The organism is Corynebacterium mendelii, from assembly GCF_017307055.1.
Classification (GTDB): domain Bacteria; phylum Actinomycetota; class Actinomycetes; order Mycobacteriales; family Mycobacteriaceae; genus Corynebacterium; species Corynebacterium mendelii.
The window spans coordinates 354,433-380,759 of record NZ_JAFLEQ010000017.1 but is presented as its reverse complement, the minus strand read 5'-3'; the positions used below and the strand labels follow the sequence as shown (position 1 = coordinate 380,759).

The following is a 26,327-nucleotide window of genomic DNA, read 5'->3' as shown; positions in this document are numbered from 1 at the left end:
GAAGGTAAGGTGTGGGGTGTGATTGACCTGAAAGCCTTGAGAGAAGACCCCGATACCGCCCGCCAGTCGCAGATCACCCGCGGCGAGGATCCGGGCCTGGTTGACCAGCTGCTTGACGCCGATGAGAAACGGCGCAGTTGCATTGCCGCGGCAGAGAACCTGAAAGCGGAGCAGAATGCGCTGACAAAAAAGATCGGCAAAGCAACCCCGGAGGAGAGGAAAGAACTTCTCAAGGGCACCAATGAGCTGAAAGAAAAGGTCAAACAAGCCGCCCGCGAGGCAGAGGAAGCTTCCGAAGAAGTCAACCGTCTGGCCTGGCGTATCGGCAATATTGTCGAGGGCGCCCCGGCAGGCGGCGAAGACGATTTTATTGTTGTGGAAGAAGTGGGCGAGAAGCCGTCTTTCGATTTCGAACCCAAAGACCACCTGGATCTGGGCGAGTCCCTCGGGCTGATCGACTGCGAGCGGGGCGCGAAAGTATCCGGTGCCCGGTTCTACTACTTAACCGGCAACGGCGCACTGCTGCAGCTGGCGATGCTGAATCTGGCGGCGAAAAAAGCCGTCGAACACGGTTTCACACTCATGGTTCCCCCGGTGCTGGTGCGCCCGGAAACCATGCAGGGCACAGGCTTTCTCGACGCGCACGCCGATGAGATCTACCACCTGGAAGAAGACGACCTGTACCTGGTCGGCACCTCCGAGGTGGCGCTGGCCGGCTACCACTCGGGCGAGATCATTGATCTGTCCGACGGTCCGCTGCGCTACGCCGGCTGGTCGAGCTGTTTCCGCCGGGAAGCAGGCTCCTACGGCAAAGACACCCGCGGTATTTTGCGGGTCCACCAGTTCGACAAAGTCGAGATGTTCACCTGGTGCAGGCCGGAAGACGCCCAAGACGAGCACCAGAAGCTGCTTGCCATGGAAAAAGACATGCTGGCCGCCTGCGGGCTTCCCTACCGGGTCATTGATGTCGCCGGTGGTGATCTGGGGTCGTCGGCTGCCCGTAAATTCGATACCGAGGCCTGGGTTCCGACCCAAAACACCTACCGGGAGTTGACGTCGACGTCCAACTGCACCACCTTCCAGGCCCGTCGGCTGAAAGTGCGCTACCGGGATGAGGATGGCCGCACCCGGGCGTGCGCGACACTGAACGGAACACTGGCCACCACCCGCTGGCTGGTCGCGATGTTGGAAAACCACCAAACCGCCGATGGTTCGGTGGCGGTGCCCGCGGCACTTCAGCCCTATGTCGGCACGGACATGCTGCGCCCGGCGCCGTAAGACTGTCCCGGCCCGGATGGCCTTGAAGGCCTGCAACAGCCACCACCGGGCTTGGGCTAGCTGCCCCGGCAGTCGACCGCACCCCATATCCGCCTTGTGTTTTTTCCACTACGAACCAGGAACCACCAGTGACACCTGCCAGCCGCGAAACCGATTTCACCGCCACCGGGGTCTTCCGTGTCCCCACCGGTTACACGGAAGTTCCCCCGCACCCGCGGGAATCACGTGAACGCTTCTACAAAGGTGTCGTTGCCCTGGCCCGCACCATGATGCGGGCACAGGCGACCACCATCACCGTGGAAGGCGTCGACAATATTCCCCTTCACGGCGGGGCGCTGCTGGCTGTCAACCACATCTCCTACCTGGACTTCATCTACGCCGGGACCGCGGGATACCTGCGGGGGCGCCGCCTGGTGCGGTTCATGGCGAAAAAAGAAATATTCTCCGTGCCGGTGGCAGGGTCGATGATGCGGGCGATGAAACACATCAGTGTCGACCGGGCCGCCGGGCGGGGATCCCTGGAAGAAGCCGTGGCCCGCGTTCGGTCGGGTCAGCTTGTCGGTATTTTCCCCGAATCGACGATCTCCCGGTCGTTTGACATCCGCGACGAGCTGAAAACCGGCTCCGCCCGCATTGCCCACCGCGCCGGGGCGCCACTGATTCCGGTGATCATGTTCGGCCAGCAGCGGCAGTGGACCAAAGACCGTCCGGTATCGATGGGGCGGACCCACACCCCGGTGCTGATCCGGATCGGTGAACCAATCCCCACCACCGGTGATGCGCAGGCCGATACCGAGCAGCTGAAAAAAACCATGGATGCCATGCTCGATGCCGCGGTTGAGCGCTATATCGAGCTGTTCGGTCCGTTCGCCGGCTCCCCGTGGTGGCTTCCGGAATCCCACGGCGGATCAGCCCCCACACCCGGGCAGGCGGAAGAGCTCTACACCACGGAAAAGCGTGAACGGGCAGAGAAAAAAGCCGACCGCCTGGAAAGAAAAATCGAACGCAAATCGATGTGGGCGATCCAGAAACTCACCCCGGCCGGCCACAGCCTCAAAGGGCGGGTCGTCGTTGCGCTCAAACGCATCAAAGCTTTCCTCACCCGCTCCTGACCACTGTCACAGGCGCACCCGCGGCAGGGACCGGACATGATCGCACCGATTGCCGGATGCCCGTTTGTTGTTGAAAAAAGCGGTGGCCGTGGCGTCATCTGCCTGGTCCACCCACCGGAAGGCCCCCATGAGTCTTGACTACCGTGACCGAACCATCAGGCTGGTGGCCAGCGATCTGGACGGCACATTTTTGAACCCGCAGGAAAAAGTCACCCCGCGGCTGAAAGAAGCCATCAACCGGATCATTGCCGCCGACTGCGGGTTTGTCATCGCCACCGGCCGGCCGCCCCGCTGGCTGGCCCCGGTGGTCGACCAGCTCGACTATGCCCCGTTGTGCATCTGTGCCAATGGTGCGATGGTCATTGATCCGAACCGGGATGAAATCACCGCCAGCCACCGGCTTGCCCCGGATGCTGCCGCCCACATTGTTGAGGTGGCCACCACCCTGTTCCACGGCCGGGGGACAACCGGATTTGCGGTGGAACGCGGCGGTGATGTCGGGCAAAGCCCTGCCGTGGACAGTTTTTTCATCAGCCCCGACTACACCCACATCTGGCAGCCGGAAGGCAAAGCCCCCGGCGAGACCGTCGCCCCGAATATTGTCGGCCTGGACGAGTTGACCAGCCAACCGGTGGTCAAACTGCTGGTGCGCAATGTCGATTTCACCAGCCGGGACATCTTCGATGCATTGGCGGCCCACATTCCCGCGGGGACCGCGCACATGACTTTTTCCATCCCCGACGGGCTGGTGGAAATAGCGGCCCCCGGGGTCACCAAACGGATGGGCCTGGAAGATGTGGCCCGCCAGCGCGGTATCACCCGGGGCAGCATTATCGCTTTCGGCGATATGCCCAACGACACCGAGATGCTGCAGTGGGCCGGAATCGGGGTGGCGATGGGCAACGCCGACGAGAAAGTCAAACTCATCGCCGATATCGTCTGTGCCGACAACGCCCACGACGGGGTGGCAGGCATCCTCGAAGAGATCCTCGGCCCCACCACCGGTCCCTGATTATTTCCCGCCGGGTTTGTGCTGAAAAAAGCTCACGCACTTCCCGGCCGGTGTCAGCCGGTGGTGCGGCTGTGTGTTGCAGGTGCTGTTGTTTCCCGGCTGCAGCCGGGCGGCGGATCCGGCTGCCCCGCAGGGCAACCCGCGGTGTGTGCAGCGGTAGGCGGGGCCACACAGGGCAAGCGCCACGCAGAAAAAAATCGGCGGGGCCGGGAGAAAAACATCCCCGCCGGTCACCGGAGTCCTTTTTGCTCTTTTCCGGTTTGTCTGCCGGGCATCCCAGGGAGATGATGATGCCTGCGGCAGCCCGGCCGGTGAGGGCAAAAACTGCGGTGAGGGGCTTGATGTGGGGGAGGAATTCGTGTCCCGGCCCCGCCGAAGCGGGAAAGTCGTTGCGGGGATGGCGGTGGGATGCGCACAGCGGGTTGGTCCACTGTGCGCCCCGCCGGATCACACGGGAATATGCGGCAAAGATGCGGCCGCTACTGCGAGGAGCCGACAAGCCGGTTGACGGTGTCGGCCTGATCAGTCTGCCCGGTCAATGCGGCAAGCACGTGTTCGACGGATAGCTGGTCACCGCCCGGCAGATGAACCTGGGTGGTTCCGGTTGTGCGGTCGAAGGTGATGAAACCGTTCTGGAAATCGGTGCGCAGGGTGGTGGCGTCAACCGCGTATTCCTCGTTGACCGGAAGGCCCAGCACAGTATCGAAACCGTGGGCCGCCCAGGCGTCACCGATCGCACCCCAGATTCCGTGGGTTCCGGCCTCCGGGGAGGAGACAATCAGACCGTGTTCGAAGGGCACATAGGTGATCTGTGAATTCAGGGCGCTGACCGGTGTGGCCGTGGTCGGCCCGCCGAGAACCTTGCCCAGTGCCGGGCCGACGGTGGCGTCGATGCGCTGCCAGGTGCGGGAGTATTTGGTGTCACCGCCCAGCGACAGCAGTTTGGTGACCATCACCGGAATATCCCTCACGGTTACCCCGCTGACCAGTTCGGCGTTGCCGACCTGTTGCAGCTCATCGGGCACCAGGCCGCGCGATACCGCCACCGTGGCACCAATGGCCAGCAGGGAACCGGCGACTTTCAGCACCGTCTGGGTGGACGGATCAGCCAGTTTCTGATCGACTTTCGACATCGTCGAGGAGCCGTCATTGTCATCCCAGCCGGCCAGTCCACCCAGGTAGCGTGACGCTGCCCCGGAAGGGTCGGTGCGCAGGGAATCCGTCAGACGTTTCGTCTCTGCCTTCTTGCGCTGTTCATCGCGGAATTTCTCCAGCGACCGTGACGCCTCGGCGTCGAAAGCACCGGCTTTGATCGCCTCATAGCGGGTCTGTGCCCCGCGGGTGATCGCCGGAATATCGCCGGCGACCTCTGTGGCGGGAAGACCGGTCACAGTAGAGGATGCGAACACATTCGGCAGGTTCACCGGTGTTCCCTCCGGGTATTTGTTGTTGCCCTCGGAAAAATGGGTGTCGGTGCCGCTGGGGCTGAAACCGGCGACATGCGCCCGCCAGCCGGCCAGTTCACCGGCGGCGGTCACCGCATTTTCTGACGGGGCGGTCGAAGAGAAATCACCCATGAGGGAAATACCCCAGGTGTTGGCGTTGAAGCCGGGGGTGTGCTGGCCCTGGACGGCTTTGTTCAACCCGCCGGCACGGCCCTCGAAGATACGGCCGAACTTGTCGATGAAGGCGTTGGATCCCACATCACACCAGCCCAACTGCCCGGTCTGGTACTTGTAGATCGACTTCAGCATCGCCGGAACCTGCTCCGGGCTGTAGTCGTTTGACCCGCCGGTCGACTGCACCGCGATCGCCGAGACTTTGTCGTTGAAGGTGGTGCACTCGGTTGATGCCTCCGGAATCCAGCCCTTGCGGGTGATGATCCGCGGAATGCCCTTCAGATCATCTTCGATACCGGCCAAATCCATCATCGGGGTGTCGGTGTCTTCGGCGGAAGCGAACACGGCGGTGACATCGACGGGTTTGATCAGATCGACCACACGCTCGATGCTGCTTCCGGTCAGGGCACGCGGCTGGGCCACAGACACGCCACGGGCAGGCTGCGGGGCGGTAAAGCCCAGCGGAATGGTGGCCACTGCTTCACCCACAGCGGGAACAGTGCTCACACCATTGGGATCAGTCACCGGCCCCTGTACAGCAGCAGGTGCGGGAACCGGTGCCGGAGCAGGTGCGGGAACCGGTGCCGGAGCCGGGACAGGTGCCGGAGCCGGGACAGCGGCTGCATCAACCGGTTGTTGCGCCGGTGGTGCATCCACGGGCTGCCCGTCACCTGCCACCGGCTGATCGGCGGGGCCGTGCTCTGCCGCGGGCTGGTCAGGCGCGGGAGCAGCAGGTGCGGGTGCCGGGACAGCTGCCGGTGCAGGTGCCGCTTCCACCGGTTGCGGTTGTTCCGGTGCAGTCTCACCCGCCTGTTCCGGGGCAGGCGCGGCAGCAGGTGCCGGTTGTTGTTCCGCCGGTGCCGGTGCCGGCGCCGCCGGTTGATCGACGGGCTGTTCCGGTACCGCAGGGGGCGCAGGCTGGTTGTCCGGGGCGTTGTCAATGGCCGGGACAGCGCTGTCAACAGCTTCCGGCGGCACAGGCCGGGTGTATTCGGCCGGGTGCTGCGGGCCGGGGGCCGCGGGCTGGTCTGCCGGCGGCTGCTGCGGATCAGTGGCCCCTGGGGGCAGCTCAATATCGACACCATTGGTCGATACCTGCACCTTGGTGGTCGGCTCCACGTAGATCATCTGCGTGCCGTTGATCCGGTCCGGCCGGTCGGGATCGGTGATCGGTGCAGCGGCAAACCAGTCGGTCCATGTGCCGTCCTCGCGCAGTGAACGGACCATCGCATCAATATCGCGGGGCCCTTTCCAGGTCAGGGCAAACATGTCGAAGGTGTCATCGCGGGTGAATTCCTTGACCACCCGTGCCCCGTCGCCGAGATCGCGCTGAATATCCGGATCCCCCACAAGCACGCTGAGACCCTCGGCGAAGTTCTGGGTGGCCAGTGCGACAGCCTGTTCCATGGGGGTGGCGGCTTCCGCCTCCCGCATCTCATGGCTGCCGGTGACCCCGACAATTGCTGTGGTCGCCAACGCGGCGGCGGTTACCCAAGCGGTGACCGGGCGCTTGAAGGCGCTGTGTTTTTTGCGTTGCTGCACGTTATCTCCCTGGTATGTGTGCTGCACGGTGCCGGTGGTCGATGGCGGCAACATCGAGCGCGGGAAAAGCTTCTGGGGGCGCTCTGCTGCCGCATCCCACCGGCATGGACTGCGTGGTGTTAGTGGTTGTCCTCTGCCGCACCACACCTGTGGTGTGGCGGACGGTGTGTAAAACCATCATAGGTATGGATGAGGCTTATGTTACTTGTGTTGTTTGTGTGAATTGATGAGGCTGACGGCGTGTCGCGAATGAAATATCGTCTCCCCCGCCCCCGGCGGTGGGCGACTGGCCGTCATCACCGCCGGATGGGCCACCGGCGGGCGGGCAGCTACTAGGGTGGGGGCCATGACTTGTGCACCCGGAAACCGCGCCCCCTATGACCTGATTGTTGTCGGAGCAGGTCTGTTCGGTCTGACCGTCGCTGAACGCGTCGCCAGCCAGCTGGGAAAGAAAGTGCTGATCATTGAGCGGCGCTCCCACGTGGGCGGCAACGCCTACTCGGAAACCGAACCCGAAACAGGCATCGAGGTCCACACATACGGGGCGCACCTGTTCCACACCTCAAATGAGAAGGTGTGGAGTTACGTCAACCAGTTCACGACGTTCACCGGCTACCAGCACCGGGTGTTCGCCATGCACGACGGGCAGGCCTACCAGTTCCCCATGGGGCTGGGGTTGATCGCCCAATTCTTCGGCAGGTACTACAGCCCCGATGAGGCGAGAAAGCTCATTGCCGAACAGGCCAGCGAAATCGACACCGATAAAGCGGAAAACCTCGAGGAAAAAGCGATCTCGTTGATCGGCAGGCCGCTGTATGAGGCATTCATCCGCGACTACACGGCCAAACAGTGGCAGACCGACCCGAGGGAACTGCCCGCCGGCAACATCACCCGCCTGCCGGTGCGCTACACCTTCAACAACCGGTATTTCAACGACACCTACGAGGGGCTTCCCACCGACGGCTATGCCGCATGGCTGGAAAAAATGGCCGACCATGACCTCATCGATGTGGTCACCGACACCGACTGGTTCGAGGTCAAAGACGATGTCCGGGCCGCCTCACCGAAAGCACCTGTTGTCTATACCGGGCCGCTGGACACATACTTCGGTTACTGTGCCGGGCGCCTGGGATGGCGCACCCTCGACTTTGAAACGGAAGTGCTCGATACCGGCGACTTCCAGGGAACACCGGTGATGAACTACAACGACGCCGATGTGCCCTACACCCGGATCCACGAATTCCGGCACTTCCACCCCGAACGCGGTGACACCTACCCGGATGACAAAACCGTCATCATGAAGGAATACTCGCGCTTCGCCGACGACGGTGACGAACCCTACTACCCGATCAACACCCCGGAAGACCGGGAAAAACTGCTCACCTACCGGAAGCTGGCACAAAAAGAACGCGAGAACAACAACGTCTTCTTCGGCGGGCGGCTGGGCACCTACCAGTACCTGGACATGCACATGGCCATCGCCAGCGCACTGACCCTGTTCGACAATCAACTCGCCGGGCTGCTGACCGGCCAACAGCCACAGCGCTAGGCGTGCGGAACCGGTTTGCTGCTGCTCACGCCGTATTACCTGTCCCAGTGCTTGTGGCGGGTCTTAGGGTCGCGATCAACTGTCCAATGTGTCGTTTCTGTCCCGTTTTGTTTCGAACATGACACTGTGGGGTGTGGCATCTTCAATGGGCGCAGTGCTTTTTTGAGCCTGCGTTTATGTTCTGCGAGAACAGGATAGAGGACTTTCTGGAATTGGCCGCCATCAGGGAGTTCAATGTTCAGGCACACCCGTGCGGTCCTGCATGAGAGGCTCTTTCTCGCAAACTCATGGTTTTGGCTGTTCTCACTCAGCGCAGTGCCCCCCAAAACCGCGAGGGAATGAAAGACTTTTGCGGCGATTGTGTCATGGAGATCGGCGGGGATGGACGCCTCGCGGTAGGTGTAGTCCTTTGCTTCGATCAGCCACAGCTCGTCACCGTGGATGGCAACAATATCGCAGGCCTTGCAGCAAAAATGGTTGTGCTGTCAGATGCCTTTGCTCCGGCCAGTCGTCGATTTTCGAAATGACCCATCCCGGTGGAAACGTGAAGATCAACCCCATCAGTCAGGAGTGTGTTCTTTTTGCTTATGCGAAATCCATTTCGAGATAACGCATGGCCTGATCGCTTTCTTCCTCGTGGGCGACGATCGATGCCGGCCCTTCGGGATCCGTTGTGGTGGTGACGCGAATCTTTCCGCTGGCGGGGCCGTCTTCCTGCTCTGACCGGTCGCGCTGCATGCTGATGTAAGTGGGAGTAATCGCTTTCCGGACTTGGCCGTCATTGAGAAGCATTTCGATTTCCCGCAGAAGGAACACACTGTGTGACGCGACGAATACCTGTGTGCCGCTTTCCGCAAGCCTGATGATCGCCTTGGCGGCAGCCCGCTGGGTTCTCGGGTTGAGGTTTGCTTCTGGTTCATCCCAGAACAAATAGCCGCCTTCCAACAGGACACCGTTGGAGACGAGCCTGATGATCATTACCAGTTTCCGGTAGCCTTCAGAGACCAGCGGGGCCTCAAGTTTCGCGGTTCTCGAACCGGAATTGGGAAGTCGGACGTAAAACCGCCCGTTTTCTTCCACAACATTCCCTTCAATTTCTTCGGAGATTGGTTCGAGGATGTTGTTTGCGGCAACGCTGCGCGGACCACGAAGAGCACTCATTCCGAGGTACACCGCTGTGTCCCGCCATGTCTCATCGAACGCGGTTTCCCGGGTTTCAAACAACGACACGAGGCCGGGGTAGAGAGAAAGAAGCTCCCTCGAGGGCAGGAACACAGCGTTGTCGGCAAGCTTCGTTTTGGGGAATGAGCCGATTTTCACCTCAGACCGGGCTGCTGAATTGAATGTGAAGGACAAAGGATCATCGAGTCCACCGAAGGCGACGGAAATCGATACTTTTCCTCTGCCTTGTACCCGACTTGCCAGTCGTCCCAGTTGTTCCGGCCGGAACACCCCGTTCAGCCTTGAGGCAACCGATGACCCGAGAGCAGTCTTGGTCAGCGTCGGATCGTGGCTCAGGGGTTCTGCTTGTGGCATACAGAAGTTTGAGCAGCAGTGATTTTCCGGTCGCATTCTCGCCCACGACAATGTTCAGCGAAGGACTTGTAGTGATACTCAGATTGGCGAACGGGCCGAAACCATCGACCTTCAGGGTTTCGATTGGGTACTGTGGCATATCCTCAACCTACTGCCTGCGATGGGAAGCAACCTTCACTATCGGGACCGGGGCGTCAACAGTGCCATCATCGCGGGGCCGACAAACAGGTAAACGAAAACCGAAGATGACCTCCAAAGTTGCCGGTTGCCAGTCGGCCGATGGATACAGACCGGTAGTCGGGGACTTGTCGGTTGGCTGATGATTCACCGCGGGAGAGCGCGCCGGAATAGGGGCCGCTGATGGCAGACGGGGACTGAGTGAGGAGATAGATGCTCCTTCAGCGCCGGGCACGTGGGCCTGGTTGTTCCAGCCGGTTCCAGCTGGACATCATCGGGTGGAAGACGAAAAACCCGGTAGTCGTAGCCCGGGTTTCACTGCTGAACGGTCAGCACTGGGCGACGGCTCTGTCATCAATGCGCCTGGAGTGGTTGCCTATCTGCTTGTCGGTGGCTGCACGTATATCTCATCCCTGCTGTTGTGTCGGCCGGTAATGATCTGCTGCCACCGGGGCCTGTATCCGCTCCCCGGAAGCACCCCGTTGCGTCATGCTGCTGCACCACGGGAAATAAACGCCGGCCCCACCGTTTTCCCTCTTGAAGGAGGAAGGAAACGGTGGGGCTGCAGCGTGTCTTGTATTTGCCCGGATCCGGATACGGCGTGGGGTGTAGACGTCTGGTCAGCCGGTCACAGTTTCGACGAAGAACCCGAACCGGAAAAGCCGTCCCGGGAGAAACTGCGGTCGGGCTGGACCGACTTTTCCAGGCGTTCCCGCCGCTGCCTGTTGGCGTGCTCTCGTTCCAACCGCCTGAACTCCCGCCAGGTCATGTAGCCGGTGTAGCCGTAGGCGGCATTGGGACTCCAACACTCGTCGTCCAGCCGCGGAAGCCGGAAAGCGACAGACTTGTCGTCCCGGCCGGCAGCGTCGGTTTCCGCCGTTTGTTTCACGGCTTTTCCGTAGTCGGCGACCAGTGTGCAGTACCGGTCGATGAAATCGGGTGCATCAGGAGTGCTCCGCAGGGCCGTAATGCGGTTGTCCAGTTCCGTGAACCGGTCGGCCACACCACGGTCACCGGCGGTGCGCGCGGCAGCTGGGGCATCCGCGTGCATGTCATCCAGCTGCGCGGTACGGACAGCCGTGTCTCCGCTCCCCAGCCCGGACAACAGCTCCAGATTGTCCTTCGCCCTGATCATCGTCAGGGAGGATGTCCGGATTTTCTCGATGGTGTCGGCGTGGTGGACAAGCTGTTGTTGATCTGCATCCTGACCCACCTGGCGGACCGTATCCACCAGTGGGCGGATAGCCGAAAATTCTTCCTTGACGGCTTCCCAGTCGCAGCGCACATCCAGGGTGGCCAGCTGGGGGCACAGTGATTCAAGGAGAACATCGCCGGCGGAAACCGCCGCCTCGGCCCGGTTGACGACCTCGATCAGATCCGCCAGGTGGTTGCGTGCCGTGGCCGCCTTTTTCTTCTCGTCCCGTTTGCCCATGACAACCCCGGCACCCAAAAGACCCACCAGGGCAACACCACACACCGCCAGCATCTTCATGTCGTCTTTGTTGGCGGCATCCTGCAGTTCCGCGACCTCGTCACCAACCTGTTCCGGGTCAGCGGCGGCTTTCGCCCCGGCCAGGAAAGCCGCGGCATAGTCAGGGGGCGTGGTTGCTCTGACGGTTTCTCTGATTGGTGTGTGGACACCCAATTCCCGTCCCGGCCAATCGAGTTTGAGGGCATCTTTCACATCAGCACCGGAGTAGGCGCCCACCGATCCCGGGTCAAGCCCGATGGCAAGAATAAGCGTTCCCGGGGCGAACCTGGTGCCGTCGCTGCTGAGCAGGCTCGGGTCGGTTGTCGTGGCATAGTTGAGGACCGCGTCGTTGAGGCTCGTGCCGTAGTCCTTGAACATCAGATACGCCACACGGGTGACTTCCGTCGGGAAATCGATGGCTTTCGTCTCTTTGTCCAGCCGGGCGATATCGGTGGGGCTGAGGTTGCCGGAGCTGTCAAAAACAGTGACCTCAGCACCGTCGGCCACGGATTCGGTGTTGCCGTCTGCCCGGCTGCCCGCATCCTGTCCCTGTGCCAGGACTAAAAGAGCCGGTTTCTTGCCGGCAGGTGCGGATGCGGAGGGGGCCGCTTTTGCGGGCAGGGCCAGTACCGCCAGCAGGAACAGGAAGATGGCGGCGGTAGCCGTCACAGCCGAAATACTTCTGCACGTTTGATTCCGCATACCCCCTATTGTATTTTTCAGGAAGGGAAAACACAGTGGCGCGGGCCACATGTGACGGATAAGTCACGTGCCGGGACTGATACGGGCCGCGGAGACCATGGCCGTGGATTCTTCTTTGAACAGGCAGTAGGAAGATGCAGCCCTGCCGGCGAACAGGTGCATCGTCTTGTTCCGCTGAGGACGACTTGGGGGGCGGGCAGCCATTGTGCTGTCCGGAAAGCCCCTGAAATTTCCTCTACGGCGTTTTGACGATGCAGTCCAGCGGCTGGCTAGCATTGTTGGTGAAGATTCTGTGCACGTAACTCAAGCTAAACGTCTCAAGGCCGGAATGTCATCAGAGGAGTCGTCCACTGGCTAGTTTCCGGGTCGGTGGCCGTGTTGACATTGGTTTGTTGTGGTTGGTCAGATGTGAATCAGAAATTTGTACTTGCCTAACACATCAATCCAGTATGGCTATGGGTGAAACGGTCGCAACAACTCCGGTGGGCAGCTTTACACGCCTTCATGAGATGTAACAAAGGGGGTAGTTTAGGGTGGTGTTGATATGGGGAAACTCGTTTTTCCTCAATGGACGGGGGGAATTGTTTGGCGGATGGTCTGCAAGAAACGGTAGGGTGGGGGCATAAACACAGCCCTCGTCTCATGCATCAGCAAGATCGTGCATGACGGGGCTGTTTTCTTTTGTCTCTGAAGCCTTGAGTTCCGGGTGGTTGTTATAACGTCCAAACTTAAGGGGTTGTCGTGTCAGGTGTTCGGGGTTGGTTGAGCGGGCCGATAGCCTTGCTGCATTCTATTCAGCGGTATCGGTGATTAGCGTGTGTCGTAAGATGGGGGTGGGCTATTCGGTGGCTTGGAATGTGGCGCGTGACCCAACTGCATGGTGGAACTGGGACAGTGGCATCGCGTCGAGAGTGGCTGCGGTGTGGGTGAGGTATCTCGTCTTGGCTAGCGGGTAAAACCTAGAAGGTTGGCCGCAGGTTTGATGGGGGTGAGTAAACTCTTGTCGACTTCACCAAGGAACTGAGGAAAACCAAAGGTCGTGCGGGGTGGTGCTGCTGTCTGGTTGGTTCGCTGCCTATCTGGTACAAAAACGGCAATTATTCTTGCAGGGCCAAAAACCAGTGAAACTCCTAAATTGCCCAATACTGACATTATTAGTTTGGTGTTGTATTCTTTCTTACTGTATTCCAACCCATCCCCGTTGCTGGGGTTAACAACAACACTCACACGGTTTTGTGAAAAGTCAGTAAAATCAATACAAATAACCTGTCGCAACGACCAATGGAGCCAATGGATTCGTTATGTACTCTAAGCCGCACCTATCCTTTGAGAAGCAGTTAGATTTACTTGCTAGTCGTGGGCTGCTGTACGACGATCGAGTTTTTTGTGTGACTGCTCTAAAGAGAATCGGTTACTACAGGTTATCGGCGTACTCGTATCCTTTTCGACTTTTATTGCCGCCGGAGCAGCGTGAGACTGAAACTAATTTCAGAAGCGAGAAGTTTAAACAGGGTGTTAAGTTTGAAACAGTCATCCAGCTTGCCGACTTTGATTCTAAGCTTAGGCGATTAATATTTGAGGCAATTGAGGAAATAGAAATTGTACTTTGCACTCGTGTGGCTTACATAGCGGGGCGTGTTGCTCCTTTTATGCATGAAAAACCAGCATCCTTGGATGCTGAAAGATGTCGCTCTAAGGTAACTCAAAATGGAAAAGAGATTACGCGCTGGAAGGCGTGGAAAAATAAATTTAAAACTTTAAAGGCTCAAGCAAGAAATGAAGACTATTACAAGCATTTTGAACAGAAATATGATGGGAAAATGCCCATCTGGGTCGCTATTGAATTTATTGACTTTGGCGGTATGGCGCGTCTTTTTAAAATTATGCCCACGAAGGTTCAGAGCGACGTGGCAAAACTTTTTAATGTTCGCTCTGGGGCAACGTTTAGCAAATGGCTTGTTGCTTTGAATTATCTTCGAAATAAAGTCGCTCACCATAATCGACTATGGAATCGAAAAATGACTTACAGCCTTCAAGTTCCAAATGTTAATGAGGTTACTAGCGAGCTTGAGCATTTGCGGTCGCGGGATTCTGACCTGAATTCTACTTATGACTATATTGCAGTAGTTGCTTATTTGATGTCCTCCATTTCCCCACAATCACACTGGAATCATGAAGTGTGTTCTCTGATGGAGTCGTTTCCTGTCTCCCCGCATGTTTCGCCTGAGAATGATATGGGATTTCCTCCAGGGTGGAGATTATTGAATCTCTGGAGTTAATTAGGAGAATGTACTGCGTCGGTACTCGTACTCGAAGCTTTTAGTCAATGATCTATCTCGAGCCAGCTAGTCGTCTGCCTTTAGTAATTGAAACTTGGGCATTCTACTTGAGCTGCTAAGTATGGGGATCAGTTGTTGGTGGCCTACAGCGCAGCTGGGAACATTGGCGTGCGCAAGGGAAACGTTGATGTCAATGCCGTTGGTTGCTTGATCGTGTTGGATTATATCTGCGGTGCGCGTGGCCAATACGCGGACATTGGCTCGTGGCTTTGCGCGGTAGGAGTGAATCCTGGGAAGACGTTGGTTAAGGGAATATGGGCCGTCTCACCAGCTCGACGATGAACCCCCGCCGGAGAACCCGCCCGAGGAATAGCCACTGGTCGTGCCCGAGGAAGAGGAGCTCGATTCCGCTTCGATACGGGCTTCGTGAGCCTCGTGGTTCCAGGTGGACATCGTCGAGTAGAACACGAAATCCCGGTAGCCGTAGCCCGGCCGCCACTGCCGGTCGGCAAGCCCCGGGCGGCGGTAGGACGACGGATCGTCTTTTTCCGCGCGGACCAGTTCCTCCATGTCGCGTGTCTTCGCCGCCTGCACCGCCGAGGCGTAGTCGGCCAGCACCGCACAGTAGCGGTCCATGAAATCCGGTGCCTCCGGGTCGCTGCGCAGTGCCAGCACTTTTCCGTCGATGTCCCGGAAGTGGTCGGCCATCTGGCTGTCGGTGGTGCTCATCGCCGCGGTGGTGACATCGTTGTGCAGGTCATTGACTTGCGCGATACGGGTGGCTGCGTCACCTTTTTCCAGGTTGAACAAAATATCGATGTTGTCTTTGGCCGCCATCATCTCTTCGGTGGCTTCATGGACGGTATCAATGTCGTCGCGTCGTTCGTAGAGGGCATCGGCATCCGATCGCGCGTTCAGCCCGTCGAGAGTGCCGACAATGTCGTGGGTGGCGGCAAACTTGTTTTTCACGGTCTCCCATTCACGGCGGATTTCGGCGGTGGCCAGCGGGGAGGACAGCTGCTGCGCACGGATGTCGATGCTGTCCAAATCCATGGCAACAGCCGCGTAGTTGCTGTTGACTTCCTTGATGTCGCCGCGCAATTGTTTGACCTTTTTATCCTTCCTCATCTTCCGGTCGATCCCGAAGATTCCGGCGAGTAAAGCGGCAAACCCGGCGATACCGCCGCCGATCAACCAGCCGCTGGGGCCGTCACCGCCGTCACTGCTGCGTGAGGACTCAGCCACCGCCTGCGGGTCGGCGGCGGCTTTTGCGCCGGCGAGAAATGCCAGGGCGAAGTTGGGGTCGCCGTCGGCCCGCAGCACATTTTTCATCGGGTTCTGGATTCCCAGTTCCCGGCCTTTCGCGTAGTAGTCGATGGCGGTGAGTACATCATCGCCGCCGTAGATGCCGACCCTGCGTGGATCCAGGCCGATGGCGATGATGAGGGTTCCGGGGGCGAATTTTTCCCGGTTGTCGCTGATGAGGCTCTGGTCGGTGGTTTCGACATGGGCGCGTACCGTGTCGTTGAGGTTGTCGTCGTTTGACCCAAACAGCAGATAGGTGACTTTTGTCACCTCAGCGGGAAAATCAATGTCGGCGGTCTGTGACTGCAGGGTTGAAATATCGTCGTCGCTGATCAGCCCCGTACGGTCGAAGACAACCACCGACAGCGAGGTGGCGGTGTGTGTGCCACCGGCTTGTGCCTGCACCATCGACCCCGCGGACAAGCCGGGCTGATCGGCCACAAACACAGGTGGGGTCATGGCCTGTTGCGCGGCGGCGGTACCAGGCAGCGCCAGGGTGATGAGCATGAAACATGCTGCTGCCGCACGGGCTGCGGCGGGGATGATCCTTCCGGATAGGTTCTCCATGCCCGGAGATTGTATGTGCGGGCACCGAATAATGCAGCAGGCTGATTGTGGCGGCGGTTTTTTTACCGCTGTGATCCCCGGCCGGCGATCACACCGGTTGCTGGGACAGGCCCCGCCGGTGGGGCAGGCATGACAAGGCCCCTGCCCGTCATGTGCCGCGGGCGGGGGCCGCTCCCGGTGCTACTGCAGCTTGTTTTACCAACTGGACGAGGATCCGCCGCCGGAGAACCCGCCCTTGGAGTAGCCGCGGGTGGTGCTGCCGGATGAGGAACGCCTTTCGGCTTCCCTCGCAAGCCGCTCGGCGCGAAGCTGCGCATCCCAGTCGCGCAACTGCTGGTAGTAGACGAAGTCCCGGTAGCCGTAGCCCGGCCGCCAGCTGCTGTCGTACAGACTCGGTGTGGTGCGGGTCGTCGAGGAGCGTTCCAGATCATGCAGCTGGCGTTTCGCCGACACATCGACCGCGGAAGAATAGTCGGCGAGAATCCCGCAGTAGTCATCCATGAAGTTCTCTCCGGTGGGATCATCCCGCAGGTCAAGCACCCGCCGGTCAATGGCGTTGAAATGCTCGGCCAGGGTATTTTCCCCGGCGGACATCGCGGCGGTGGTGATATCGCCGTGCAGTTCGTTGAGCTGGGAGATACGGGTGACCGCGTCGCCCCGTTCCAGGTTGAACAGGGTATCGATGTTCTTTTTGGCCCTGGTCATCTTGTCGGTGGCGTCCACCACCGACTCGATGGTCTCTTTGTTGCGGAAATAGGCGCGAAGACTCGAGTTCGGTTTCAACCCGTCCAATGTCGGCAGGGTCTCGTGCGCCGTGGCGAACTGCTTTTTCACCGTCTCCCACTGGCTGCGGATTTCGGCGGTGGCCAGCGGGGAGGACAGCTGCTGCGCACGGATGTCGATGCTGTCCAAATCCAGGGCGACTGCGGTGAAGTCCCGGCGGATGCGGGCGAGATCCCCGCGCAGTTTCCGGGCGTGTTTCCGGTCGGTGAAGAAACTGGACACAGTCATCCACACCAGTGCTCCTGCGGTGACCACAATGGCGATCGCCCACTCGAAGTGGCGGCGGAGGAAACCGGTTATTTTCCCGCCGGAGTCATGGGCCACCGCCTGCGGGTCGGCGGCGGCTTTTGCGCCGGCGAGAAATGCCAGGGCGAAATTGGGGTCGCCGTCGGCCCGCAGCACATTTTTCATCGGGTTCTGGATTCCCATCTCCCGGCCTTTCGCGTAGTAGTCGATGGCGGTGAGCACATCATCGCCGCCGTAGACGCCGACCCTGCGTGGATCCAGGCCGATGGCGATGATGAGGGTTCCGGGGGCGAATTTTTCCCGGTTGTCGCTGATGAGGCTCTGGTCGGTGGTTTCGACATGGGCGCGCACCGTGTCGTTGAGGTTGTCGTCGTTTGACCCAAACAGCAGATAGGCCACCCGGGTGACTTCCTGCGGGAAGTCGATTGTTGTCGTCTGCGATTCCATCAGCGCACTGTCATCGGCGCTGAGCCTGTCGGCAGTGTCGTAGACGGTGACCTCCACTGTGCCGGTGGCGGCAGGTGTGTTTTTGTCCGGCACTGTCCGGGTGTCGCTGTGCGCCACCGGCGACGGGGAGGACAGGGCTTCGGCTGCGGCAGTCACCGGCAGCGCCAGTGACACCAGCATCACCAGCGCCGCGGCAGCCGCGGCAGTGATCGGGGTCATCCTGCACGAAAAGTTCCACATACCCCCTATTGTATTTCTTCTTTGTCCGGGCAACAGTGTGTGACTGGCACATGTGACCGGTCAGTCACTCGGATGGTAGTGGCGAGGCGCCGGAAGCGGGCGGTGTTGTTCCCGCCGCGGCTTGGCGGATCACGCACCGGACGGGGCAACCGGTAGATTGGTGGGGACATACCCGGAAGGTTTTTCCACGGCCATGCGCCCTGTGGCACCCCCGGACACACGCCGACCGGGGCGAAAGCCCGGGTGGGGTCCAGGGTGGGTGGGAAAACCGTCAGCGACAAGATCGGAAAAAGGCGAAACAGTGCCGGATACGCAACAATGTGCTGTTGAAAAGCTGCAGCGGATCATTATGCCGCGGCGTGGTGAACCCCACGATGTGCGGACGCTTTATCTCTTGGAGACCCCCTCGCCGGTGGGGCGGGTCACCTGGGAAGACCGCACCTCACTGACTGTTCCCGGCGGCGGGGAAGTGTCGTTTGAAACCTATTTCAATGCTTTCCCCGCCTCCTACTGGCGGCGGTGGACCCAGCTGGAAGAAGTGGTGTTGCGCGTCGAGGTCGAAGGCACCCTGCGGGTGGATGTGTACCGCTCGAAAATCGACGGCTCACGCATCGGGGTTGACGGTGGGCTGGTCACCGACGGGGCGATTGAATTCACCGTCTCCCTGGCTCCCTTCGAAGACGGCGGCTGGATCTGGTTCGATGTCACCGCCGATGAGAAAGCAACCGTCACCTCGGCCGGGTGGTATGCCTCCCATGCGCCGAAACCGCAAGTTCTGCCCGACGGCACCACGATTGGCCCGGCTGAGCCGCGGGTAACAGTCGGTATCCCCACCTTCAACCGGCCGGCCGATGCGGTGGCCGCGTTGGAAGCGTTGGCCTCCGACGGGGAAGTGGATGCGGTCATTGATGCGGTCATCATGCCGGACCAGGGCCGCAAAAAAGTCGCCGACCAGCCCGGTTTCGCTGAAGCCTCGGCCCACTTCGGGAACCGTTTCCACTTGTTCAACCAGGGCAACCTGGGTGGCTCCGGCGGCTATTCGCGCATCATGTACGAAGCCCTGGGCGGGGTTGATGGGACGGGTCAAGCAGGTCAGGCGCAGTCGCCCTACATCCTCTTCATGGACGACGACATCGCCATTGAACCGGACAGTATCCTGCGTGCCCTGCAGGTCTCCCGGTACGCCACCTCCCCGATGCTGGTGGGCGGGCAAATGCTCAACCTGCAGGAACGCTCCCACCTGCATTCCATGGGGGAGGTCATCGACCGCGGCACATTCATGTGGACCTCGGCGCCGCATGTGCGCTACGACCATGATTTCTCGAAATTCCCCTTGAGCTACCAGGGCAAAAAAGACGACAAGCCGAAAGACCGCAACTCCAGGGATCTGCACCGCCGCATTGACGTCGACTACAACGGCTGGTGGATGTGCATGATTCCGCGGGTGGTCGCCGACACCATCGGCCAGCCACTGCCACTGTTCATCAAATGGGACGATGCCGAATACGGGCTGCGGGCAGGTCAAGCCGGTTTCCCCACCGCCACCTGGCCGGGGATCGCCATCTGGCACATGGCCTGGTCGGACAAAGACGACGCCATTGACTGGCAGGCCTATTTCCATCTGCGCAACCGGCTGGTGGTGGCGGCCCTAAACCACGACGGTGACATCAGGGGCATGATCACCTCGATGCGCAAAGCCACCCTGAAACACCTGCTGTGTCTCGAGTACTCGACAGTGGCGATCCAAAACGAAGCGATGCGCGATTTTCTTCTCGGCCCGGAGAACCTGTTCGGTGTCCTGGAATCCTCCCTGCCGAAGATCGCGGCGATGAGAAAGAACTATCCCGATGCGGTTGTTCTTCCCACCGCGGCTGATCTGCCGAAAGCCTCCGGCGCGCCGGGGGTTCCCACCAAAGATGTCGGCGGCCGGTTGGGGCCGGTGAAAAAAGCCGTGTGGCTGGCCAAGGGGCTGGCACACACCCTCGGCAAAGCCGATACCGCCCACCACGAGGTGCCGCAGGCCAACTTCGCGCCCATTGAGGCCCGCTGGTTTTCCCTGTCACGGGTTGACGGGGCCACAGTCACCACCGCCGACGGCCGGGGAGTGGTCTACCGCAAACGTGACCGCGAACAAGCAAAACAACTACTGCAACAATCATGGCGCCTGCAGGACGAGGTGGCCAGCCGGTTCGACGAGATGCGGCGGCGCTACCGCGCCGCGCATGCGGACCTGGTATCCAAAGAGTCCTGGAAGAAGGTCTTCGACAATGAGTAAACGCCCCGCCCACAGCAAAGACGACAAGACAGACACCGACAACACCCCCGGCTACCAGTCCTTCGAGACCTGCCCCGACTTCGACGCCGCCGACACAGCCGCCGGGCACACCGCCGGTGATCCTTTCGGCGAGTCGGAGATTCTGGTGCGCCTCCAGGACCGTCTCTACGACGTGCCCGGTGCCGTTCCCGCAGCCCGGGCGATGAGCCTGTTCGGCGAACACGCCCTCGGCTGGATCGGTGCCTGTGTTATCGGTGCGGCAATCGACAACAACCGCAAACAGTGCTGGATGGGCAGCGCCGGACTGGTTTTCGGCGCCCATGCCGCCAGCGTGGTCGTGAAAAGAGTCGTCCGCCGGCTGCGGCCGCACGATCAGCGCATCCGCATCGGGGTCACAACCCCGTCGAAGCTGTCGTTTCCCTCCAGCCACTCCACTTCCACCACCACCGCCCTGATCTGCATCAGTGTGCTGACCGGAAAGAAAAGTGTGCTGGCCGGCATTCCGGCGATGATGGTCTCCCGCATGCTGCTCGGCGTGCACTACCCCAGTGATGTGGCGGCCGGTGCGGCGCTGGGTGCGGCGGCTGCCGGAGTGGCCAAAGGCATGATCTGCCCGGCTGACTAGCGGCATGTTGAACAACCGGGGCAGGTGATGTGACGGCGTTTACCTGCGCCGTGGTGAATCCGCGGCCGTTGTCGGTTAGGCTGGCACGCTGGCCGCGTAGTCTATGTGGCAGATGACTGTCCTTTGCAGCCTGCTGTGCGCGGCTGCAGCAGACCCCGATTTTTGTGAAGGTACCCATGGCTTCGAGTGAGCAGGACTTTATCGGCAGCGAGCCCCACACCAGTGGGCTTGACGCAACCTCGAAACACCGCCCGCCGAAAAACCTTCCCGAAGCCATGGTCAAGGCGCTGCGGCCCAAACAGTGGGTGAAAAACGTTCTCGTGGTCGCCGCTCCCGCGGCCGCCGGGGGCGGTACTTTGGGCAAAGCCGAGACAATCGGTGATATTGCGGTTGCGTTCGTGGTGTTTTGTCTGGCGGCCAGCTCGATCTACCTGGTCAACGATGCCCGTGATGTGGAAGCCGACCGGGCGCATCCGACGAAACGGTTCCGGCCCATTGCCGCGGGCATGCTGCCGGTGGGGATGGCCTATGCGATGGCGGTGGCGCTGATTGTGCTGGCGGTCGGCGGGTCGCTCATGGCCACTTCTGGGATGAATCTGGCGGTGGTGGTGGCCGTCTACATCGGCTTGCAGCTGGGCTACTGCTTCGGGTGGAAACACCAGCCGGTGATTGATATCGCACTGGTGTCTTCCGGGTTCATGCTGCGGGCCATGGCCGGTGGCGTGGCCACCGGTATCGCCTTGTCGCAGTGGTTTTTGCTGGTGGCGGCGTTCGGGTCGCTGTTTATGGCTTCCGGGAAGCGCTATGCGGAGATTTTGCTGGCCAGAAGCTCGGGGGCGAAAATCCGCAAATCCCTGGAAGGCTACACCCCGACGTATCTGCGTTTCGTGTGGACGTTGTCGGCCACGGCCGTGGTGATGAGCTATGCGCTGTGGGGTTTTGATGTTTCCCACGCCCACGGTGCGGACGGCGGGGTGTGGTACCAGATTTCGATGGTGCCGTTTACGGTGGCGATTTTGCGGTACGCCGCCGATGTGGACCGCGGTGACGGCGGGGCGCCCGATGAGCTGGCGTTAACCGACAGGACCCTGCAGATTCTGGCCGTGGCCTGGGTGGTCTGCATTGTCATGGCCGTCTACGTCACCCCGCTGATCTGATCCGCCGGTCGTGGCCGGGTGGACCACCCGGGCAGGTGACAATGGCCTGAGTAAGCCGGGATGGGGTATTTTGTGCGGTAGCAGCCGCGGGGTCGGCCAAGCGGCTTGTCCGGCCGTGTCGGCAGCTGAATGTAACGCCGGGACCCCCGGTTGACTATGCCCCAAGTGACGGTTGTGTGGCTGGGTTATCCGGCCACCACCGAGTTTTTACGTCCCATGTCCAGTCGCGAATAGATCTCTTTTAAGGTTTCAGCCGATGAGTTTGCAGTCCACCATGACCACCGCAGGGAAAAAAGCCTGTGCTTTTGCCCTGGCCGCAGCCACCGCCGTGGGGTTCAGTCTCGCCGGCGCCGGTGCCGCCGATGCGGCCACCAACCGGGACTGGTTGCGTCCCGATGCCACCGGAACCTGTGACTGGGCGCCGGAAGGGCACTGGATTCAGCGCTGTGACGTCTATTCACCGGCCATGGAGCGCACTATTCCGGTTCTGGTGCAGCCCTCCCGGGCGGGCGGAAACGCCGGGCTGTACCTGCTTGACGGTATGCGGGCCGACGACAACCAGTCCGGCTGGGCGATGTTCACCGATGCCGGTGCCCTCTACGAGGACTCCAACATCAATGTGATCATGCCGATCGGCGGGGCCGGTTCCTTCTACACCGACTGGGACGCCCCGGCGACCTACCTGTCGAGCGAATCCTCCGAATCACCGTTGAGTTCCACCATCTCCGGATCGGTGGGGTCCTCCGCCCCGCACGCCCCGATCGTCTACAAGTGGGAAACCTTCCTCACCCGGGAGCTTCCCGGCTACCTGCAGCAGCACTTCGGGGTCGATCCGCACCGCAATTCCATTGCCGGTATTTCCATGGGCGGTACCGCCGCACTGAACCTGGCGGCCCGTCACCCCGACCAGTTCAAGCAGGCGTTGAGTTTCTCCGGGTACCTGACCACCACCGCGCCGGGCATGCAGACACTGATGCGGGCGGCTCTGCTGATGTCCGGCGGCTACAACGTCAACTCGATGTACGGCACAATCTTCAGCCCCCGCCGTTTCGAAAATGACCCCTACTGGAACATGGACGGCCTGCGCGGCACCGATGTCTACGTCTCCGCGGCCACCGGCTTCCCCGCCCCCTACGACCAGGGGCTGCCGCTGTTCAACAAGATGGTGGGCTTCGGGCTGGAGCAGATTGCCCGCAACAGCACTGTCGCCTGGGAGCTGAAAGCCCGGGCCATCGGGCTGAACCCCACCGTCGACTACATGCCGGCCGGGGTGCACAACTGGGGTATCTGGCAAGACGAACTGCACAAAACCAAAGGCCGGGTCCTGGACCGTTTCGACGCCCACTAGGCCCAACTGCAGCCACTGCAGCCACTGCAGGGCTTGTTGACACACCCTGGGGAGGGGTTCCGCCCGCTGCCGCACCACCACAGTGCGGCAGCGGGTTTTTCTCCGGCCTTCACCGGAAGGCGGGGCAGGTGCGGTTGTGCCCGGATCCGTGCGGCTTTGCCCGGGGCACGGCCGTGGTGGTTTGTGTCTTGCCCTCCCGCCCGGCCGCTCTTGTGCGCCGCGGGCGTGTCATCGAGCTGCCGGGCGGTGGGGAAAAGGGCCGGGCCAAAAGGCGGGGGGAAAAAGATTTCGCCCCTGCCGGGTGTGTCATCTGTCAAAAACCTAACCCTGAACCTAAACTTGAGACATCGCCTGTGGGCCGGTGTCTTTTTTCTTGGCCGCCACCCGCCGGTGGACAATCCACGGTTGTCGTGGCGTCCGGGCTGTAGCCGCGGTGCACCGCCGGGAAGATCCGTATCTTTCCGGTTGCTGTGTGCCCGGTGGAGATCCCGGGCGCACAGACGACCGGACATATTTTTCTTGTGCAGCACGACGCTTTGTGTTTCATGCCGGGGGAGGGGAACCCCCGGAAGAAACACCACTGCCCGGTGCCCTTTTTCCCGACGGAAAAAAGCGTGGCCGGGCCGCGGGCCCCCGCACCACGGCTGTGATCGGCCGTGCTGTTGGTGACGGCCGGGGTTTGTCTGTGGGCTGCCGGGAAAAACATTCTTCTGGGTTGGATTGTGTTCTCTACCGTGTCCATCACCGGGGCTTGACGGCCCGGGATGGTGGTATGGGGGGGGGACAATCACCTGCCCCGTTGCCGTATGTCCCTTTTCGTCTTTTCTTTCACCCCCAAGGACCGAGATACACCGATGCGCACCACCGCCACCACCGACCGCCGCCGCCCCCGCTACGCTGTTTTCGCCCTGCCGACGGCACTGGCTTTGACGATTGCGGTTCCGGTTGCCTACGGGCAGTTCGCCGGGGCTGATCCGGCTGCCGAACGGCCGGCCGGGCAGGCGGCCGAGCAGCCTGCCGAACAGCCGGCCCCGGCCCCCGCCCCGCAGGAGGCGGCCGGGCGTCCGGTCACCCCGGCCGGGGGCGATGCCACCGCCGGTCAGGCACCGGCCGGGCCGCGGGGCGCGGACCGGCCGGACCCGGCCGGACCGCCGCAGCCCGGCGGGCCGCGCAACGGCGGCGGCGATGATGCGCTGTCGTCCGGGCTGTCGTCGGTGCTGGGCAGTTCCTCGCCGCTGAACTACCTGGAAGAGGGCGAAGTCCCCAAGCGCACCCCGATCAAAACCGACTACCCCACCATTGAGGGCCTGCCCGAGGGCGTGTCGGTGGTGCGACAGGAATGGCTGTCCAGCCACCGGCTGGCACTGTTCATCAACTCACAGGCCATGCCGGGCGAACCGATTCAGGTGCAGCTGCTGTTGGCCCGCGACTGGTACTCCAACCCGACCCAGAAATTCCCCAGCGTGTGGATGCTGGACGGGATGCGGGCCACCGATGAGGAATCCGGCTGGACACTGCACACCAATATCGAGCAGTTCTACGCCGACAAAAACGTCAACGTGGTGCTGCCGGTCGGCGGTACCGCCTCCTTCTACACCGACTGGAACGAACCCGATAACGGCAGGCACTACATGTGGGAGTCGTTCCTTCTCAACGAGCTTCCCGCCGTGCTGGCCAACGGCTACCGGGCCAACGGCCAGCGGGCCATTGAGGGCCTGTCGATGGGTGGCACCGCCGCAATCAACCTGGCCGAGCACCGCCCGGACATGTTCAACTTCGTCGGCTCGTTTTCCGGCTACCTGGACACCACCTCGTCGGGGATGTTCATGGCCATTGACAGAGCCCTCAACGAGGAACACTTCCATGCGGCGAAAATGTGGGGTCCGGAAGGCACCCAGCGGTGGATCGACAATGATCCCAAGCTCGGTATCGAGGCGTTGAACGGCAAAACCGTCTACGTCTCCGCCGGTAACGGCCGCGACGACTACGGCCAGGACGGCTCGGTGGCGGAAGCCCCGGCCAACGAGGCCGGTAAGGGCCTGGAGATCATCGCCCGTATGACCAGCGAAACCTTCGCCAAGCGCGCGGAGAAAGTGCCGGGTGTGAACCTGGTGACCAAATTCCGTCCCTCCGGGGTGCACGCCTGGCCCTACTGGCAGTTCGAAATGGCCCAGGCCTGGCCCTATGTGGCTGATTCCCTGGGGCTTGCCGAAGACGACCGGGGATCGAACTGTTCGCCGATCGGGGCGATCGGGGAGCTGACCGCCTCCGGGGCGTGGGGACAGTGCGTCAACAACGAATACGATGTGCCGGGCGGGAAAGCCCAGGACTTCCGCGGCGGACAGGCCTTCTGGTCGCCGGGCACCGGGGCGCATGTGCTCATCGGCCGGATCGGTGCCCGCTACAACGAGATCGGCGGGCCGGGTTCCTTCCTCGGATTCCCCACCACCAATGAACTGACCACCCCCGACGGCCGGGGCCGGTTCGTCCACTTCGAACACGGTTCGATCTACTGGTCACCTGACACCGGCGCCTGGGAAATCCCGGCCGATATGTTCGGCGCCTGGGGTGATACCGGCTACGAAAAAGGTGCCCTGGGCTACCCGGTGGCGGAACCCCGCCAGCTCAACGGCTCCTGGATTCAGCAGTACCAGGGCGGCTATGTCATCCGCACCCCGCAGGAAGAGGTCTTCTGGTCCAGGGGGCTGATCGCCCGCAAGTACGGGGAGATGAAAGCCTCCGCCTCACCGCTGGGCGCACCCACCTCGAATGAGATTGTTATCGAAGGCGGTGCCCTGCAGAACTTCGAGCACGGCCACCTCTACTGGTCGCAGATGACCGAGGCGCACGCCGTGCCGGACGGCGCGATCTTCGACCACTGGGCCACCACCGGCTACGAAAAGGGTCCCCTCGGGTGGCCGACGGCCGACCAGGAGACCATTCCCGCCGGCGGTGTGGTGCAGCGTTTCGAACACGGCACCATCAGCCAGATCAACGGACAGATTGTCGAGGAAAGGTCATAACTACCGTGCACACCACACCAGCGACCATGACCCC

16 protein-coding genes and 1 pseudogene are annotated in these 26,327 nt (G+C 61.2%); 10 read left to right on the top strand and 7 right to left on the bottom strand.

All coding sequences use genetic code 11. From position 1 onward, the window contains the following. The first annotated feature begins 18 nt into the window (after positions 1-18). The 3 genes from serS to JZY06_RS11760 all read left to right on the top strand — a co-directional run bounded on the left by serS (position 19) and on the right by JZY06_RS11760 (position 3,402). Entirely contained in the window at positions 19-1,278 is a 1,260-nt protein-coding gene (serS, locus tag JZY06_RS11770) for a serine--tRNA ligase (RefSeq protein ID WP_207279744.1), read from the top strand. Between the two features lie 128 nt (positions 1,279-1,406). Next, positions 1,407-2,390, top strand: a complete 984-nt coding sequence (locus JZY06_RS11765; RefSeq protein ID WP_207279743.1) for a lysophospholipid acyltransferase family protein — start codon at positions 1,407-1,409, stop codon at positions 2,388-2,390. 127 nt (positions 2,391-2,517) lie between these two features. Continuing rightward, the gene (locus JZY06_RS11760) at positions 2,518-3,402 is read left to right on the top strand and encodes an HAD family hydrolase (RefSeq protein ID WP_207279742.1); all 885 of its coding nucleotides are present in this window, start codon (positions 2,518-2,520) and stop codon (positions 3,400-3,402) included. Between the two features lie 479 nt (positions 3,403-3,881). Here the strand turns inward: JZY06_RS11760 and JZY06_RS12610 are convergent, their stop codons facing one another. Continuing rightward, entirely contained in the window at positions 3,882-6,563 is a 2,682-nt protein-coding gene (locus JZY06_RS12610; RefSeq protein WP_207279741.1) for an N-acetylmuramoyl-L-alanine amidase, read from the bottom strand. A gap of 346 nt (positions 6,564-6,909) precedes the next feature. Between JZY06_RS12610 and glf the strand changes: the two genes are divergently transcribed. Then, on the top strand, positions 6,910-8,112 hold the full coding sequence (glf, locus tag JZY06_RS11750; protein ID WP_207279740.1) for a UDP-galactopyranose mutase: 1,203 nt from the start codon (positions 6,910-6,912) through the stop codon (positions 8,110-8,112). A gap of 585 nt (positions 8,113-8,697) precedes the next feature. Here the strand turns inward: glf and JZY06_RS11745 are convergent. From JZY06_RS11745 to JZY06_RS11735, 4 genes and pseudogenes are all read right to left on the bottom strand, one after another. Next, positions 8,698-9,648 (bottom strand): AAA family ATPase, encoded by a 951-nt coding sequence (locus JZY06_RS11745; RefSeq protein ID WP_207279739.1) that lies wholly within the window; start codon positions 9,646-9,648, stop codon positions 8,698-8,700. Between the two features lie 46 nt (positions 9,649-9,694). Beyond that, a pseudogene (locus JZY06_RS12660) lies at positions 9,695-9,787 on the bottom strand (hypothetical protein); the annotation flags it as partial. Between the two features lie 666 nt (positions 9,788-10,453). Continuing rightward, positions 10,454-11,965: a DUF5129 domain-containing protein gene (locus tag JZY06_RS11740; RefSeq protein ID WP_207279738.1), complete on the bottom strand. Its 1,512-nt coding sequence runs from the start codon at positions 11,963-11,965 to the stop codon at positions 10,454-10,456. Positions 11,966-12,943: 978 nt separating this feature from the next. Then, on the bottom strand, positions 12,944-13,225 hold the full coding sequence (locus JZY06_RS11735; RefSeq protein ID WP_207279737.1) for a hypothetical protein: 282 nt from the start codon (positions 13,223-13,225) through the stop codon (positions 12,944-12,946). A 74-nt stretch (positions 13,226-13,299) separates the two neighbouring features. On the opposite strand from JZY06_RS11735, the gene JZY06_RS11730 reads away from it, so the two are divergent. After that, positions 13,300-14,277: an Abi family protein gene (locus JZY06_RS11730; RefSeq protein WP_207279736.1), complete on the top strand. Its 978-nt coding sequence runs from the start codon at positions 13,300-13,302 to the stop codon at positions 14,275-14,277. A gap of 324 nt (positions 14,278-14,601) precedes the next feature. On the opposite strand, the gene JZY06_RS11725 is transcribed toward JZY06_RS11730, so the two are convergent. Then, positions 14,602-16,149 (bottom strand): DUF5129 domain-containing protein, encoded by a 1,548-nt coding sequence (locus tag JZY06_RS11725; protein ID WP_207279735.1) that lies wholly within the window; start codon positions 16,147-16,149, stop codon positions 14,602-14,604. Positions 16,150-16,344: 195 nt separating this feature from the next. Then, the gene (locus JZY06_RS11720) at positions 16,345-17,844 is read right to left on the bottom strand and encodes a DUF5129 domain-containing protein (RefSeq protein WP_207279734.1); all 1,500 of its coding nucleotides are present in this window, start codon (positions 17,842-17,844) and stop codon (positions 16,345-16,347) included. Positions 17,845-18,166: 322 nt separating this feature from the next. On the opposite strand from JZY06_RS11720, the gene JZY06_RS11715 reads away from it, so the two are divergent. The 5 genes from JZY06_RS11715 (at position 18,167) to JZY06_RS11695 (ending at position 26,293) form a co-directional block, all read left to right on the top strand. After that, positions 18,167-20,140 carry a glycosyltransferase gene (locus JZY06_RS11715; RefSeq protein ID WP_330617283.1) on the top strand — a complete coding sequence of 658 codons (1,974 nt, stop codon included), beginning with the start codon at positions 18,167-18,169 and terminating at the stop codon, positions 20,138-20,140. Continuing rightward, positions 20,133-20,765 carry a phosphatase PAP2 family protein gene (locus tag JZY06_RS11710; protein ID WP_207279732.1) on the top strand — a complete coding sequence of 211 codons (633 nt, stop codon included), beginning with the start codon at positions 20,133-20,135 and terminating at the stop codon, positions 20,763-20,765. The genes JZY06_RS11715 and JZY06_RS11710 overlap by 8 nt, the downstream gene beginning before the upstream one ends. 176 nt (positions 20,766-20,941) lie before the next feature. Then, entirely contained in the window at positions 20,942-21,922 is a 981-nt protein-coding gene (locus tag JZY06_RS11705) for a decaprenyl-phosphate phosphoribosyltransferase (RefSeq protein WP_207279731.1), read from the top strand. Positions 21,923-22,178: 256 nt separating this feature from the next. After that, on the top strand, positions 22,179-23,270 hold the full coding sequence (locus JZY06_RS11700) for an alpha/beta hydrolase (protein WP_207279730.1): 1,092 nt from the start codon (positions 22,179-22,181) through the stop codon (positions 23,268-23,270). An 854-nt stretch (positions 23,271-24,124) separates the two neighbouring features. After that, positions 24,125-26,293, top strand: coding sequence for an alpha/beta hydrolase-fold protein (locus JZY06_RS11695; protein WP_207279729.1), 2,169 nt, complete (start codon positions 24,125-24,127; stop codon positions 26,291-26,293). The last annotated feature ends 34 nt before the right edge of the window (positions 26,294-26,327 follow it).

Bases quoted from the DNA above. Each gene is read 5' to 3' on its own strand.
- JZY06_RS11760 (WP_207279742.1), top strand. From the start codon at position 2,518: ATGAGTCTTGACTACCGTGACCGAACCATCAGGCTGGTGGCCAGCGAT.
- glf (WP_207279740.1), top strand. From the start codon at position 6,910: ATGACTTGTGCACCCGGAAACCGCGCCCCCTATGACCTGATTGTTGTC.
- JZY06_RS11745 (WP_207279739.1), bottom strand. From the start codon at position 9,648: ATGCCACAAGCAGAACCCCTGAGCCACGATCCGACGCTGACCAAGACT.
- JZY06_RS11730 (WP_207279736.1), top strand. From the start codon at position 13,300: ATGTACTCTAAGCCGCACCTATCCTTTGAGAAGCAGTTAGATTTACTT.
- JZY06_RS11725 (WP_207279735.1), bottom strand. From the start codon at position 16,149: ATGGAGAACCTATCCGGAAGGATCATCCCCGCCGCAGCCCGTGCGGCA.
- JZY06_RS11720 (WP_207279734.1), bottom strand. From the start codon at position 17,844: ATGACCCCGATCACTGCCGCGGCTGCCGCGGCGCTGGTGATGCTGGTG.
- JZY06_RS11710 (WP_207279732.1), top strand. From the start codon at position 20,133: ATGAGTAAACGCCCCGCCCACAGCAAAGACGACAAGACAGACACCGAC.
- JZY06_RS11705 (WP_207279731.1), top strand. From the start codon at position 20,942: ATGGCTTCGAGTGAGCAGGACTTTATCGGCAGCGAGCCCCACACCAGT.
- JZY06_RS11700 (WP_207279730.1), top strand. From the start codon at position 22,179: ATGAGTTTGCAGTCCACCATGACCACCGCAGGGAAAAAAGCCTGTGCT.
- JZY06_RS11695 (WP_207279729.1), top strand. From the start codon at position 24,125: ATGCGCACCACCGCCACCACCGACCGCCGCCGCCCCCGCTACGCTGTT.